Origin of the sequence: Streptomyces akebiae, assembly GCF_019599145.1 — a bacterium.
GTDB classification, from domain to species: domain Bacteria; phylum Actinomycetota; class Actinomycetes; order Streptomycetales; family Streptomycetaceae; genus Streptomyces; species Streptomyces akebiae.
The window spans coordinates 7,385,374-7,398,673 of record NZ_CP080647.1; the positions used below are offsets into that span (position 1 = coordinate 7,385,374).

Annotated in this window: 12 protein-coding genes, 1 other RNA gene and 1 pseudogene; 9 read left to right on the forward strand and 5 right to left on the reverse strand. The window is 68.4% G+C overall.

Annotated elements, in window-relative coordinates; genetic code table 11:
- The first annotated feature begins 98 nt into the window (after positions 1-98).
- Entirely contained in the window at positions 99-1,634 is a 1,536-nt protein-coding gene (locus tag K1J60_RS31975; RefSeq protein ID WP_220649235.1) for an RNB domain-containing ribonuclease, read from the forward strand.
- On the opposite strand, the gene K1J60_RS31980 is transcribed toward K1J60_RS31975, so the two are convergent.
- Positions 1,585-2,244 (reverse strand): hypothetical protein, encoded by a 660-nt coding sequence (locus K1J60_RS31980; RefSeq protein ID WP_259408020.1) that lies wholly within the window; start codon positions 2,242-2,244, stop codon positions 1,585-1,587. The two genes, K1J60_RS31975 and K1J60_RS31980, sit on opposite strands and share 50 nt — an antisense overlap.
- Entirely contained in the window at positions 2,241-3,026 is a 786-nt protein-coding gene (locus K1J60_RS31985; protein ID WP_220649236.1) for a MerR family transcriptional regulator, read from the reverse strand. Before K1J60_RS31985 ends, K1J60_RS31980 begins: the two co-directional genes overlap by 4 nt.
- A gap of 196 nt (positions 3,027-3,222) precedes the next feature.
- Here K1J60_RS31985 and K1J60_RS31990 point away from each other — a divergent pair, with 196 nt between their 5' ends.
- From K1J60_RS31990 to K1J60_RS32025, 7 genes and pseudogenes are all read left to right on the forward strand, one after another.
- Positions 3,223-3,801, forward strand: a complete 579-nt coding sequence (locus tag K1J60_RS31990; RefSeq protein ID WP_220649237.1) for a Uma2 family endonuclease — start codon at positions 3,223-3,225, stop codon at positions 3,799-3,801.
- Between the two features lie 55 nt (positions 3,802-3,856).
- Complete coding sequence (locus tag K1J60_RS31995; RefSeq protein WP_220649238.1) at positions 3,857-4,681, forward strand: helix-turn-helix domain-containing protein; 825 nt, start codon at positions 3,857-3,859, stop codon at positions 4,679-4,681.
- 82 nt (positions 4,682-4,763) lie between these two features.
- Positions 4,764-5,480, forward strand: a pseudogene (locus tag K1J60_RS47225) (DMT family transporter); the annotation flags it as partial.
- Positions 5,481-5,607: 127 nt separating this feature from the next.
- Positions 5,608-6,017: RNase P RNA component class A (rnpB, locus tag K1J60_RS32010), an RNA gene on the forward strand.
- Positions 6,018-6,896: 879 nt separating this feature from the next.
- A complete protein-coding gene (locus K1J60_RS32015; RefSeq protein ID WP_220649240.1) occupies positions 6,897-8,168 on the forward strand; it encodes an N-6 DNA methylase in 1,272 nt (423 codons plus the stop codon).
- A gap of 290 nt (positions 8,169-8,458) precedes the next feature.
- Positions 8,459-9,334, forward strand: coding sequence for a restriction endonuclease subunit S domain-containing protein (locus K1J60_RS32020; RefSeq protein WP_220649241.1), 876 nt, complete (start codon positions 8,459-8,461; stop codon positions 9,332-9,334).
- Positions 9,335-9,375: 41 nt separating this feature from the next.
- Complete coding sequence (locus K1J60_RS32025; RefSeq protein ID WP_220649242.1) at positions 9,376-10,248, forward strand: hypothetical protein; 873 nt, start codon at positions 9,376-9,378, stop codon at positions 10,246-10,248.
- A 58-nt stretch (positions 10,249-10,306) separates the two neighbouring features.
- Here K1J60_RS32025 and K1J60_RS32030 read toward each other — a convergent pair whose 3' ends face one another.
- Positions 10,307-10,876, reverse strand: a complete 570-nt coding sequence (locus tag K1J60_RS32030) for a Fic/DOC family protein (RefSeq protein ID WP_220649243.1) — start codon at positions 10,874-10,876, stop codon at positions 10,307-10,309.
- The gene (locus K1J60_RS32035) at positions 10,873-11,583 is read right to left on the reverse strand and encodes an antitoxin VbhA family protein (protein WP_220649244.1); all 711 of its coding nucleotides are present in this window, start codon (positions 11,581-11,583) and stop codon (positions 10,873-10,875) included. Before K1J60_RS32035 ends, K1J60_RS32030 begins: the two co-directional genes overlap by 4 nt.
- A gap of 743 nt (positions 11,584-12,326) precedes the next feature.
- Here K1J60_RS32035 and K1J60_RS32040 point away from each other — a divergent pair.
- A complete protein-coding gene (locus tag K1J60_RS32040; RefSeq protein ID WP_259408021.1) occupies positions 12,327-12,599 on the forward strand; it encodes a glutamine synthetase in 273 nt (90 codons plus the stop codon).
- Between the two features lie 175 nt (positions 12,600-12,774).
- Here the strand turns inward: K1J60_RS32040 and K1J60_RS32045 are convergent, their stop codons facing one another.
- A complete protein-coding gene (locus K1J60_RS32045; RefSeq protein ID WP_220649246.1) occupies positions 12,775-13,278 on the reverse strand; it encodes a hypothetical protein in 504 nt (167 codons plus the stop codon).
- Positions 13,279-13,300 lie beyond the last annotated feature (22 nt).

Below are 13,300 nucleotides of genomic sequence, written 5' to 3' on the forward strand. Positions count from 1 at the left end.
CGACCCCGGCCGGGACGCCTGCCGCTGTGAAGCAACCCCGGCCGGGAAACACCTGCCGTCGGGATGCCACCCGGCCCACCCCGCCCTACGCTCGTCCCATGCCCCGCCGCCATCTCCGCCTCAAGGGCGCCCCCGAGGCTCCCGTGCGGGCGGCCCTGCGCGCACTCCGCGCGGAACTCGATGTCCCCGGCGCCTTCCCCCTCCAGGTCCTCGTCGAGGCCGAGCACGCCGCGAAATCACCGCGCCTGCCGTCGTACGACGCCACGGACCTCCCCCTCTTCACCATCGACCCGCCCACCGCCACCGACCTCGACCAGGCGATGCACCTGTCGCGCAGGCCGGGCTCGGCCTCAGGTACGGGTCCGGGGACCGGCGGCTACCGCGTCCGCTACGCCATCGCCGACGTCGCCGCCTTCGTCACCCCCGGTGGCGCACTCGACGCCGAGGCCCACCGCCGGGTGACGACGCTCTACTTCCCCGACGACAAGGTCCCCCTGCACCCCGCCTGCCTCTCCGAGGGCGCCGCCAGCCTGCTGCCCGGCCACATCTGCCCGGCGGTCCTGTGGACCCTGGACCTGGACGCGGACGGCCGTACCGAGACCGTCGACGTCCGCCGTGCCCTGGTCCGCAGCCGGGCCAAGCTGAGCTACGCCGACGCACAGAAGAAGATCGACGAGGGTACCGCGGAGGAACCCCTCGCCCTGCTCCGGGAGATCGGACAGCTGCGCGAGCACCTGGAGATCGAACGCGGCGGCATCTCCCTCGCCGTCCCCGAACAGGAGATCATCGAGCGCGCCGCCCCCGCCGACCGAGCCGCAGCCGCGGCCATCGCCGACACCTCCGCCCACCAAGCGGCCGATGTCACCTACGAGTTGACGTACCGCGCCCCGCTCCCCGCCGAACGCTGGAACGCCCAGATCTCCCTCCTCACCGGCATGGCCGCGGCCGACCTGATGCTGGCCCACGGCACCGGCGTCCTGCGCACGCTCCCGGCCGCCCCGGACGGCGCGGTGGGCCGCCTCCGTCGTACGGCCGACGCCCTGCGCATCGACTGGCCGCACCACGTCTCGTACGCGCACCTCGTCCGTTCCCTCGACCCGCACGACCCCCGTCACGCCGCCTTCCTCCTGGAGTGCACGACCCTGCTGCGCGGCGCGCACTACACACCCTTCCGCGACGGCGACCTCCCCGACATCACCACGCACTCCGCCGTCGCCGCCCCCTACGCCCACTGCACGGCCCCCTTGCGCCGCCTCGTCGACCGCTACTCCTCGGAGATCTGCCTCGCGGCGGCAGCCGGCACCCCCACCCCCGACTGGGTGCTGGCCGCCTTCGACGCCCTCCCCGACGAGATGGCCGAGGGCACCCGGCGGGCCGGCCGCGTGGAGCGCGAGTGCGTGGACCTCGTCGAGGCGGCGCTGCTGAAGGACCGGGTCGGGGAGGTGTTCGAGGGGAGCGTGGTGGACGTGGAGGAAGACCGACCAGCGGTCGGGATCGTGCAGTTGGCGTCCCCGGCGGTCGTCGGCCGACTGGCGGGAACCCCCGGCGGCCGACTGCCGCTGGGGGAGCGGCTGCGGGTACGGCTCACGCAGGCCGAGCCGGGAGCGGCGAAGGTGCGTTTCGTTGCGGAGTGAACTTTCTTATCTCCCGCATGAGTTGATCGGACTCGTCGGCGTGGAAACGCACCAGGCGTACTTCCCTACGACGGCCGAAGAAGGTCAAGTAGGCGACGGGCTCGGCCAGTTCCATGGTGACGGTGGTCTGCGACCCGATCTCCATGTTGAGCTCCCCGTCCCGTTTCTCGTGCGTCGTACGCAGCTCACGACGGACGGAGGCGATGGCGCCCAGCGGGACGCGCAGATCCACGGTGGCGAAGCGCCGCAGCCGCAGGGTGGTGCCGGTGAGGACGTGGGGCCGGGTCACGGAGGCGGCGTGGAGCCCGGCGACGATGAGGACCGTATAGAGGTCGAGGACGAGGAAGACCGAGTGCGCGAGCGGGAAGCCGCGCAGCAGGACGGACATGGTCACGGTCTCGACGACACACACGAAGCCGAACCCGAACATCATGGCGCCCTGCCCCCGGGCGTACCCGTACGCCCGCGCACCCTCCTCCCCGACACCGTGCGGCCGCCGCGCCACCCAGCGCAACAGGCTTGCCAGCAGCAGGAGTTCATGGCGCACGAGGGAGCGGGCGACCCTGTAGGCGCCACCGCCACCCCTCTCGCCGGTCCCGATCGTCCTCACGGGCGGTCCTCCCTCAGTGTCCGGAGCGTGCGGCGGATGGCCTCCGCCTGGGCGGGGGCGAAGTCGGCGTAGAAGGCGCGCAGGAAGCTGACGGTGCCGCCGTCGTCCCCGCTGTTGTCGAGATCGATGCCGGTGTCCTGCGGGACCATCTCCGGCGGGATGAGGCCGGCCAGGACGCGGGCGGCCTCCGCCACCCGGGGATCGTCGGGCTCGGCGTCGGCGAGGGCGTCGAGCAGCGCGTACGCCTCGTGCGCCCGCTCCACCGCGCCCGGAACCGACATCATGCTCTCCAGGCCCGCGAGCATCTCCGCCCGTACCTCGGGTGTCGCGGTGGTCTCCAGGAGGGCGAACACCTCTCGGTCCTTGGTGGCCATCGGAGAGTGCGGCGCGTGCCCGAACTTGCCGAAGAGGGCGGCGAGTTCAGGTGAAACGGGCCCCTCGGCAGGCAGCCGCCCGGCACGTGCTTCCTCCATCAGGACGCGCAACCGCCCCCGTCGCTCCCGGATCTCGTCCTCCTGCCGGGCCAGATCCTCGTCCAACTCGCCCAACACCTCGACGAGTTCACGCCCGGCGTCGTCCGCCAGCACGTCCCGTACCTCGGCCAGCCCGAGCCCCAGCTCCGTCAGCCGCCGGATCCGCGCGAGCACGACCATGTGCCGCAACGTGTAGTCCCGGTACCCGTTGGCCCGCCGTTCCGGCTCCGGCAACAGGCCGAGGTGGTGGTAGTGCCGCACGGCACGCGGCGTGACACCGACGGCCGCGGCGAGTTCTCCGATCCGCATACGACCAGTAGAAACGTTGACGCTGCGGCAGGGTCAAGCGACGGGCCCGGTCACCGTCAGTCGCCGGGGTCGGGGCTCGGCGACTGACGGTGACCGAGATCATGTGCCACGATCGAGGGAACGGTTCCCGATCTCAGGGCCAGGTGATCAGCCGATGTCCCAGTCTGGCGAGCGACCGAAGAAGGAGGGGCGTGACATGAGTGCCATGGCCCACGAGCCGCTCTCGCAGGAAGACGTCCTGCTGGAGGGCTTTCTCGCCCTGGACACCCCGGAGGGATTCCGGGCGGAGCTGATCGAGGGGGAGATCGTTGTGACACCGCCGCCGGACGGGGATCACGAGGACTACATCGAGCTGATCGTGCAGCAGGTGTACAGGCGGTCCCGGACCGACATGCAGTTCTCCGGGAACAAAGGGCTGAAGCTGGGGAAGGCGGAAGGGTGCCCGAGGGACCACGTGATCCCGGACGGTACGTTCGCTGCCCGGACTCTGCGGCTCTACCGGGGTGCGGACTCATGGATGCCCTGCCAGGGCGTCTCCATGGTGCTGGAGGTGACCTCCACCAGGCCCAAGGCCGAGCGTGAGGTCAAGCGCCGCTGCTACGCCCGCGGCGGTGTCCCGCTCTATCTGCTCGTCGACCGTGACACCTCCGAGGTGACACTACTCAGCGATCCGCGAGAGGACGACTACCGCCAGCACTGCACCGTCCCCTTCGGCAAGCCGCTTGCCCTCCCCGAGCCGTTCGCCTTCGACCTGGAGACCTCGGACTTCCTCTGACCTTCCTCTGACCCTGCCCGGCGTAGCCTGGGGGCCGACGACGGGGGAGGTCGAGGTGAGCTCACGCGGTGAGACCCGGTGGACCCGCACCACCCTCGGCCGCCCCGATCACCCCTTGGACCTCCTCACCGCCCGCTTCGACCGCCACCGCTACGCCCCGCACACCCACGAGGAATTCAGCATCGGCATCTGTGTCCAGGGCGCCTCGTGCATCGACTACCGGGGCGGCGCCCTCACGGTGGGGGAGGGCTCGATCGTCGTCCTGGCCCCCGGCGAGGTCCACACCGGCGAATCGGCGTTCGGCACCTACGCCTACCGCGCCCTCTACCCGGCCCCCGCACTCCTCACCGACGGCATCCTCGGCGGCACCCCGCACTTCCGCGACCCCCTCCTGCACGACCCCGAACTCGCCGCCGCCCTGCGCACCGCCCACACCGAGCTGAGCACCTGCCCCGACCCGCTGGAGTCCGAGTCCCGCCTCCCCTGGCTGCTCACGGCCCTGGCCCGCCGGCACTCGACGTCCCGTCTCACCTCCGACAGACTCCCCGGCGCCGACAAGATCGCCCACGCCGTACGCGACCGCCTGGCGGACGAACTCCTCTCCCCGCCCTCCCTCGCCGACCTGGCCACCGACCTGGGCCTCTCCCGCTACCAACTCCTGCGAGCCTTCCGTACGACGATGGGCATGCCCCCGTACGCGTGGCTGGCCCAGCACCGGGTGAGCCGGGCCCGAGGCCTGCTGGAGGCGGGCGCCCGCCCGGCGGACGTGGCGGGGCAGGTGGGCTTCGCGGACCAGGCGCACATGACGCGGTGGTTCAGGAAGGTACTGGGGGTCACCCCGGCGGCGTACCGCAACAGCGTTCAAGACGCACACCGCTGACCTGCCCGAGACTCACCGCATGACTGCACGCGGCTGGTTCCTCTTCTCCCTGATGGGAGTCCTCTGGGGCATTCCCTATCTGATGATCAAAGTGGCTGTGGACGAGGTCTCCCCGTCCATGGTCGTCTTCGTACGCTGTGCCCTGGGCGCGGCCCTCCTGCTCCCCTTCGCGATCCGCCAGGGAGACCTGACCCGCGTGGTCCGACAGCACTGGCGCCCGATGCTCGCGTTCGCCGTGATCGAGGTCATCGGCCCCTGGTGGACCCTGACCGACGCCGAACGCCACCTCTCCAGCTCCACGGCCGGCCTCCTGATCGCGGGAGTCCCGATCGTGAGCGTGCTCCTTGCCCGTTTCTTCGGCGACACGGAACGGCTGGGAGCCCGCCGGATGACGGGCCTGGCCCTGGGCCTGGGAGGCGTGGCGGTCCTCACGATCCCCCACCTGACCGGCGGAAACGTCCTCTCCCTCACGGAGGTCCTGATCACGGTGATCGGCTACGCGACCGCTCCCCTGATCATGGCCCGCCACCTGAAGCAGGTCCCGACGCTGCAGCTGATAGCCCCGGTGCTGCTCCTGGCGGCGGTCGTCTACGCCCCCGCGGCGGCCCTGACCCGCCCGTCCACCCTCCCGTCGACCCCGGCCCTGATCTCCCTGGCCGCCCTGGGAGTGATCTGCACGGCCCTGGCCTTCGTGGCGTTCCTGGAGCTGATCCGAGAGGTGGGCCCGACCCGGGCGACGGTCTTCACGTACGTCAACCCGGCGGTGGCGGTGGCGGCGGGCGCGCTGTTCCTGGACGAGCGCCTCACGCCGGGCATCCTGGCGTCCTTCGCCCTGATCCTGGCGGGCTCGTTCCTGGCGACGGCGTCGTCGAGGCCATCGGGGCCGAGGACCGGCGGGCGCCCGGTAGCATGGTCCACACGGCAGACGAGCCGGGCGGACGGCCGCGTGGAGTCCCCCTGACGGGGAACTTCCCGAGGAACGTCCGGGCTCCACAGGGCAGGGTGATGGCTAACGGCCACCCGGGGTGACCCGCGGGACAGTGCCACAGAAAACAAACCGCCGGGGACCTCGGTCCTCGGTAAGGGTGAAACGGTGGTGTAAGAGACCACCAGTGCCCAGGGTGACCTGGGCAGCTAGGTAAACCCCACCCGGAGCAAGGTCAAGAGGGGCCGCCGTAAAAAGCGGCCCTGCGCGGACGTTCGAGGGCTGCCCGCCCGAGTCCGCGGGTAGACCGCACGAGGCCGGCGGCAACGCCGGCCCTAGATGGATGGCCGTCTCCCCGGCCGCCGCGAGGCGGCCGGGCGACAGAACCCGGCGTACAGCCCGACTCGTCTGCCGCCACCTGCGGTTTTGCCTTGGAAAGGGCCTCTGACCTGCGTCGGAGGTCCTTTCCGATCTTTCGGGGCCTTGCCGTATTACGCAGCGGAAAGTCCCTCGGAAGTCCCTCAGACAGAGCTGAAAAGTCCCCAGGAATGATCTTGTTTTGGGATGGTTGAGCAGGTCTGATGCAGAGCGGGGATGGTCGTGCTCGGCCTGCATGTCCATCATCGCCCCTCAGCCGGAACGGTTGCCGGAGATGAAGCTGAGCGTGTGAAGACTCTTCCCAAATCCACCTGTAGGCGAGGTTGGTGGCCGGGCTGCTGGTTGTCCCGGGGAGGTCGGCTCTCCTGGTTCGAGGCTGGGCCCATGGGGCGGAGGCAGGGTACAGGCTTGTGTCCCATTGGCGACCAGAAGCTGGAACTTGGACCGCGCCGCCTCGACGGCCCGAGCCTGAGTCACGATCTCCAAGGCATCGCACATGTCCCCCCGACCGCAACGGCTCCGAGGCCGCTACGACGGACACGATTCGCTGGTAAACCGTCATCACATCCCGCAGCGAGCCGCGCGCCCTGGCTGCAGGACCGCCCGACGCCGCCGCATCCTCACCGGCAACCTCCCCACTCGGCTGCTCGGCCACTGTCGGCGCGCGCTTACCAGCCTCGAAAGCTTGTTGTGGGCCACACCCGGCCGGCCATGCTCCGTGCCCTCGCTCGCAACTCGTCCACCTGCGCCAGCGGCGCCGCCTCCCGGCGCTCCAACTTCGGTTCGGAGTCTTGGCCCTGCTGCCGTTGGTTCAAATGAAAGAATCGGCCCGGCTGCCATGCGCAACAAGATTTACGCGCTCGCTGGTTGAAGGGTTCGCGACGAGGGCCGCAGACGAGGACACACCTGATCATGAGTAGTGAAGCGATCCGCGATGCACTCGCGGCGGTCGGCTACGAGTTCGTGCAACTCGAGCCCCCCATCCCTGGCGGGAGAGACAGATGGCGTCCCGACGTCGTGGCGTGGGCTGCTGACTCCAACGGTGCCCTGACGCCTTGGGTGGCTATCGAAGTAGTGAAGTCGCGCGCGCCTGTCCGCCCCGAAGCCGGTCTCCGGGCATTGGCCCGTGCCCGAGACATGCTCGGCACCGCTGACCATTACATCGTGGTCAACGATGCCGAGTGGTACCGGGCCGACCCGGGACTACGGCGGCTAACGCAGGTGGAAGGGCCGGACGCCCCGCCCAATGGGGGAGAGGGTGAGATCGAAGACGTTGAGCTCGTTACAGCACTGCTCAGCCATGAGCTTTGGAAGGCGGCTTCACGCGCTCGCGGCAGTGGTTCGCATACCACCGACTCCAACCTCGACCTCGGTGCGGCGATCGACCTCACGGGCTTCCAAACGTTTACAAGCTCACGGGTGCGGGTTGGCCCGGAGACGCTCTGGCAGGCACGACGTCGGGCCGTTGTTGACTTCGAGCGTCGCCACAAGGAGGCAGGGGAGTTCACCAGCCACAAGGGCGTCTCCAAGGCGGTTGCCCATCTGGCAGGATCTAGGCTAACGCGCGATCTGCTCGATCCGTTCTGCGGCGCGGGCTCATTCCTCTGGGAGGCCATCGATTACGCGCAGGACCACGTGACCGGGCTTAACAGGGTCCTCGGCTATGACGTCCACCAGCGGATGGCGGACGTAGCCCGTTCGATCGGAAGCGTTTCGCCGGTCCCGGTGGAGATCATTACGGGCGATGTCTTCAAGACTGATGTGCCGCCTTCGACCTGCTTGGTGTCGGCACCCCCGTCCTCGCTCAGACTGCAGAAACACTACGAGCTGCTCGACGGGTCAACCACGCGGGACGGTGACCTGGCCGTCCTCGACCGCGTCGTGCGTCTATTGGGTGAGGGCAGCCGGGCGGTACTGCACTTGCCGGCTGGTGTGACCTATCGCAGCAACGGCGAGCCTTACCGACGCTTTCTGGCGTCGCGTTTTCGCGTAGCTGCAATCCTCGGCCTTCCTCCGGGGGCCGTGGCAGGTACGGCGATCCGATCGATCCTGATTGTCATCGAGAAGGCCGAGCCGGGTGACACCTTCATCGCGCAATTGGGGGAGGACTGGGAGTCGCAGCTCGCACCTGGCGGCGCGGCGCTCGAAGCGGCGCTGGTGCACGTTGACGGAGCACGGCCGTGATCACATCGGCGGTGGTATCCCTCAGGGGTGAGCGGTCCTGGGATCCCGCGAACCTCACTGCGGCTGCGCTCACGTGGGCTGGGGGGCAAAGTGCGACGCTCCCACTGCGTGAACTGGCGTCATCCCTACCGACAGATGGTTGGGTCGAGCGAGAGGTTCCAGTGATCACCCCGGCGAGCCTAGATCCGATCAGTGGTGGCGTACGCAGGCGCAGCCGAAGGTATCGCGGAGCGGTCTACCAGGTGCGGGAGTCCGAGCGAGGACTCCGACCAGGCGATCTGCTCGTTCCTATGAACCCCGAACTGCCGCTGCTGATCGTGCGCCCTGACCACGTTGGCTCGCTCGTGTCGTCGGCCTTCCTTGCGCTCCGTCCCCGTGACGGGCTGGGCCCCTGGATCTGGGGCGTACTGACGAGCCGAACCGGTCGTGCCTTCCGCGTGCACCTGGCGACTGGTGCCATCGGGCGGGCGACCACCAAGTCCGCGCTGCTCGATCTGATGATCCCGATCCCCCCGCTCGCCGAAGCCCACGCTGTCGAGAAACGGCTTCTGCGCATCGAGGCTGAGACCCATCGGGAAGAGGAAGAGGCCAGCGAGACCTGGTGGCGCACTGCTGACCTCACTCGGGGCGAATGGTCGATTGCTCTCGCTACGCCGAACCCCGATGCGCTGGACGTGGGCATCCCGCTTGGCGATCTGTGTAGCGAGATCACCCGAGGACGCCACGTCTCGCTTGAGGAGTATCGCGACCAACCAGGGCCCGATCTGATGCCGCTCACTGACATCGCTGTGCTTGGTGGCAAGCCGGTACGTCGGTGGGTGCTGGTTGAGCCACGGACCGTGATCGCCCAGTCGGCTGATGTCTTCGTCGCGGCAGTGGGCGCCCGCCCCCACGCTGTGTTGGCGACCGAGACGACGGTGGTCGACCGTAACGTCTTCCGCCTCCGCCTCCGAGATCAGGGCCACGGGCCAGCGATCGTGCACTACCTCAACGGCCAGACCGGCTACGGCCTTCGCCAGGTTCTCCTGACCGGTGACTTCATCCCCGGGATGCGCAAGGACAACCTGGCGCGTCTGCCCGTGCCGCCTGAAGCTCTCGACTTCACCGGCAGCACCGAACCGCTGGTGCCTTTGGACCTGCAGTTGGAGCGTGCGTTGTGGGGCTGAACTGTGAGCTCTCGCCGCTCGTCTTCGCTGTGCTCTATCGGATGCTCGCCGCGGATAGTGGCCGTTCGGAGCTGCTGGAAGACCGGCTAGCCGAGGTTGGACTCGAGCTGACCTGGTTGGAGGAAGCAGCGGAGCGGTACGACGCCGCATGGCAGGGCAACCGGCGTAGGGGGGCCGAGCTGGACGGTCTGATCGGCCTGACCAGTGACCACTCACTGTTGGCGAGCTGGATCCTCGCAGCGCTGCGGGGGAGCGGTTCCAGTCACGACTTCGGTCATGATCTGCGCGCGGCCGTGACCGAGCGAGCCGTTGCCGAGATCGCGGACCCTCCAGCAGAGTTGCCGAGCCGCTGGAAGCCTGTGGTATTCGGCTGGACCTTGGGCAAGGTGGTGGGGCGCGTCGACCACAGCCTTCCGGTAGCGCCCGCGATGCTCCCGACCGACGTCAACGTCCGCGCCGCGTACGAAGGTCTGGTTGAACACGTGCTCCACCTCGGGACGTTGCAGGAGCCGTGGCCGGAGATGATCGGTACATCCACCTTTTGGCGAGGGGCTGGGCTGGCCGAGGGCTTGCTTCCCGAAGCGCGGAACGGACAAGACGCTGTCAAACAGCTAGTTGTCGAGGTTCGACGGATCCTGCCTGAGCACATGGGAACGCTGATCGGGCGGCACTTTTCGCAGTTTGCCGAGCGGCGGAACACACTGTCGCATGTAGCCGACATGCCTGACCGGCCGCGCTTTGTCGATGTGAAAGAACTAGCCCGTGACTGGAATCAGGTCCGGCTCACGATTATGGGCATCACGCAGTTCCTCTGCTCTCAGGTCGCTCTGGAACTCAAGGAGTCGGCTTCCCGGGCGGTCCGGGAAGGAACCTGGGACGATCTTGTATGGGAACTCGTCGCCTTCGATGACTGAGCTGAGAGGTCGTGACCGGCAGGCCGATCTCGGTGACGGCGCCGCCGGCGGACGCCAGTCAGGCGGGACGTACGAGGGCGTCGAGCATCTTCTCCAGTAGGTCGTTGTTCGCGTTGAAGCTGGCCACCGATGCGGCGATGTTCTCCTCTTGGTCCATGTCCTGCCAGGAGATGGTGTATCCCGCTTCGCGGGCGAGTTGGGTGAGGAAGGCGCGCTGGGTGCGGCCGTTGCCTTCCCGGAAGGGGTGGATGGCGTTCACATCGCCGTACAGGTCGGCCAGGGCTCGGATGAACTCCAGGCGGTCCAAGCCTTGCAGGTGGTTGTTGTCGGCGAGCTTGTGGAACACGTCCTTTGCGAAGGACGCGATGTGGATCGACGGGCAGAACGATGTGCCCTTGGAGATCTCAATGGTTCGCAGCTCCCCGGCCCACGGGTACACGCTGCCGAAGATCCGCCGGTGGAACGCTTGCAGGTGTGCGAGGTCGTAGCTGCCAGGCAGCGGCTCGGCGTCCAGGATGGCGAGTTCCACGGCGGCGATGTCCGCTTCGGCCTCGGAGAGCTCGGTTGCGTCTGTGATGCCGAGACTGTTTCGAAGGACACCGTTGGGCTCGCTGTAGGGGTCGGTCACTCAGCGGCCTTACGGGTGTAGCGGGCGAGGGTGCGGGCGCGCAAGGCTGCGGCGTCGAGTTCTCCGCGGGCGTAGGCGTCGAGGCCGGCGGTGGTGTCTGCGCTGACGCGCAGCCCCTCGGCCTCAGTGGAGCCGATGGCGGAGGCGACCGCCACTCGGCGACGTTGGGCTTGCTCGTTCTGTTCGCGTCGTCGGTAGTCCTCTAGAGATGCGGCGTCCACGCGGCGGTGGGTGCCGACCCTGCGAAAGTCGATCACGCCCTTGTCGAGCAGCTTGACCAGGTGCGGCCGGGAGACGCCGAGGGTCTTCGCTGCCTGGATAGTGGACAGCTCCGTACTCTTGGCGATTACCTCGACGGTGCGGCCGGAGGTAATGAGCGCCATGGTCTCCATGAGGACCGTCAGGGCTTCACGTGGCACCTCCATGGTGACCTTGCCCGCTTCGGCGACGGTGATGTGGAACGTCTCGGCACTGCTGGTGAGGGCGTCACGTAGGCACGGCACGGCCTCCTCGACGCTGCGTTTGCGCTGCTCCTTCCGCGTCCGCTGCGCCTGGGTCCCACGCAGTGTGGGCGGGTTCTCGGTGGGGCGCTTGCGCGGCACCTTCTTCCGAGAGCGGGAGGTCTCGATCTCGTGGCTGAAGGTCGTCGTACTGTCGTCGGTGGGGTGCTTCTTCTGCTTGGCCGGTTTCTGTTCCTGGCGGGTCACGGGCACAGGTGCGTCCTCAGCTTTGAGTGGCTGCTATCACCCTCAACCATATGAAACAAGTGAACCAAGTGCAATATGTGTAACTACTTGAAGTGACGGCGCTGCCCCTTGCTGCACCGGAGGGCAGCAGTCCGAGCCTTGTCTCGCAGGTCGTACGGCCGCAGTGCCATGGACCGTCCGCGCCCGGGTACGGGGCCAGGGTCTTCGCCCCAGCCTCGCGCATCCGCTCGGTGGCCTGGTTCGGATTGATTGAGGCGAGGCGGCATCCCAGCTCCGTACTGACTGGCGGCTCGCTCCGCCAGCAGCGTAGAAGTGGTCACGGACATCGAGGCCAAGTCGTGTACTGCCAACAGTTGGAGCTCGCTGTGGTCACCGCGATCCTGGTCCTGCCGAGACCTGTGGACGCAGCGAATTCGAGTAGGGCCAGCAATGGGCGAGGGCTCCACGTCCTTCGGGCGCACGTTCGCCTCCCTCACGCCTGAAGCCTCCCGACCGAATATCCCCGAGAAGTCCCAGCGGCCGCATCGGGCCCTCCGCCTTACGTAAAGTACCTGGTCAGGCGGGTCGGGGTGTGGCCGTGGCCAGGGTTGACCCAAAGTGGGCGTATAGCCCGACTCGTCTGCCGCCACCTGCGGCTTTGCCTGGGAAAAGGGTCTCTGATCTGGGGCGGCGGCTCTTTCTGATCTTTCGGGGGCTTGCCGTGTCTGACGGCGGAAAGCCCTTAGAAAGTCCCTCGGACAGAGTTGAAAGCAGTCCTGGCGGCCATGGATCACGGCATCGAGCAGCGGCTCGCCATCACTCCTGAAACGGCTGGCAACGTGTACAGCGGGGGTGGCATATCTGTGCCGCCCACCCTCGCTGACGCGCCGGCCACGTTCCGGAGCAGTGTCCTGGCCCAGGAGGCCTTCGGTGCCGAGGTGGTCCAGCACTACGCCCATCTCGCCCAGAGGGAAGTCGGCCATGCCCGGCGCCAGGTGACCGGTGCCGAACGGCAGCGATGGTTCTCGCGAGCCTGACGAGCCCTCCCGGAAGGGGCCGACAGCAGTGAGCATCCGGCATGCGCGTGTACCGGCGCCCGTGCTCCTGACCTCAGCACGACTGGCGGATCGCCCGGCGGGTCGCGGACGGTCAGGAACGCGGCGGCGAAGGCGCCGGACGAGTTGGAGCAGTGCAGGGGGCGGTACCGCCCCGTCACGCGTTCTGCGCGATCTCCCTGGCCAGGGCTGACAGCCGGTGCGCCTCGGGCAGGGCGTCCGCCTTCGTCAGGGGGCAGCGCACCGGGTGAGCGTTGTCCCGCTGGACGTCGCGCGCGTAGGCGAAGCGGCAGCCGTCCGCGGCGTCGATCGGCACGCGGAAGTCCAGGTAGCCGCGGTCGGGGCGGACGTAGCAGTACGCACCCACCTTGCGGGGGCCGGGGACGTAGAGCTTGACGTAGCTCGTCTTGTCGGTGCCCAGTTCGGCGACGGCTCCGTGCTCGTGGACCTCCGTCTCCACGAAGGAGACGAAATGGTCGAGCTGCTGGGCGGGAGCCCGGGTACGCAGCAGGTCGAGCACGGCCGGATCCAGTGCGGGCCCGCCGCGGTCCGCACCGGACCTGGCCGTGCTGCGCAGGGTGATGTCGGCGCCCTGGGCCGCCAGCGCCTGAATCAGCGCGGGCATATCCGCCGGGTCGGCCTCGATGGTCACTTTGATCACTGCGATTCCCCTTCACTCTGCA

Excerpts from the sequence above, each read along its gene's own strand:
- K1J60_RS31975 (WP_220649235.1), top strand. The coding sequence starts at position 99 with ATGCCCCGCCGCCATCTCCGCCTCAAGGGCGCCCCCGAGGCTCCCGTG.
- K1J60_RS31985 (WP_220649236.1), bottom strand. The coding sequence starts at position 3,026 with ATGCGGATCGGAGAACTCGCCGCGGCCGTCGGTGTCACGCCGCGTGCC.
- K1J60_RS31990 (WP_220649237.1), top strand. The coding sequence starts at position 3,223 with ATGAGTGCCATGGCCCACGAGCCGCTCTCGCAGGAAGACGTCCTGCTG.
- K1J60_RS32015 (WP_220649240.1), top strand. The coding sequence starts at position 6,897 with ATGAGTAGTGAAGCGATCCGCGATGCACTCGCGGCGGTCGGCTACGAG.
- K1J60_RS32020 (WP_220649241.1), top strand. The coding sequence starts at position 8,459 with ATGAACCCCGAACTGCCGCTGCTGATCGTGCGCCCTGACCACGTTGGC.
- K1J60_RS32025 (WP_220649242.1), top strand. The coding sequence starts at position 9,376 with ATGCTCGCCGCGGATAGTGGCCGTTCGGAGCTGCTGGAAGACCGGCTA.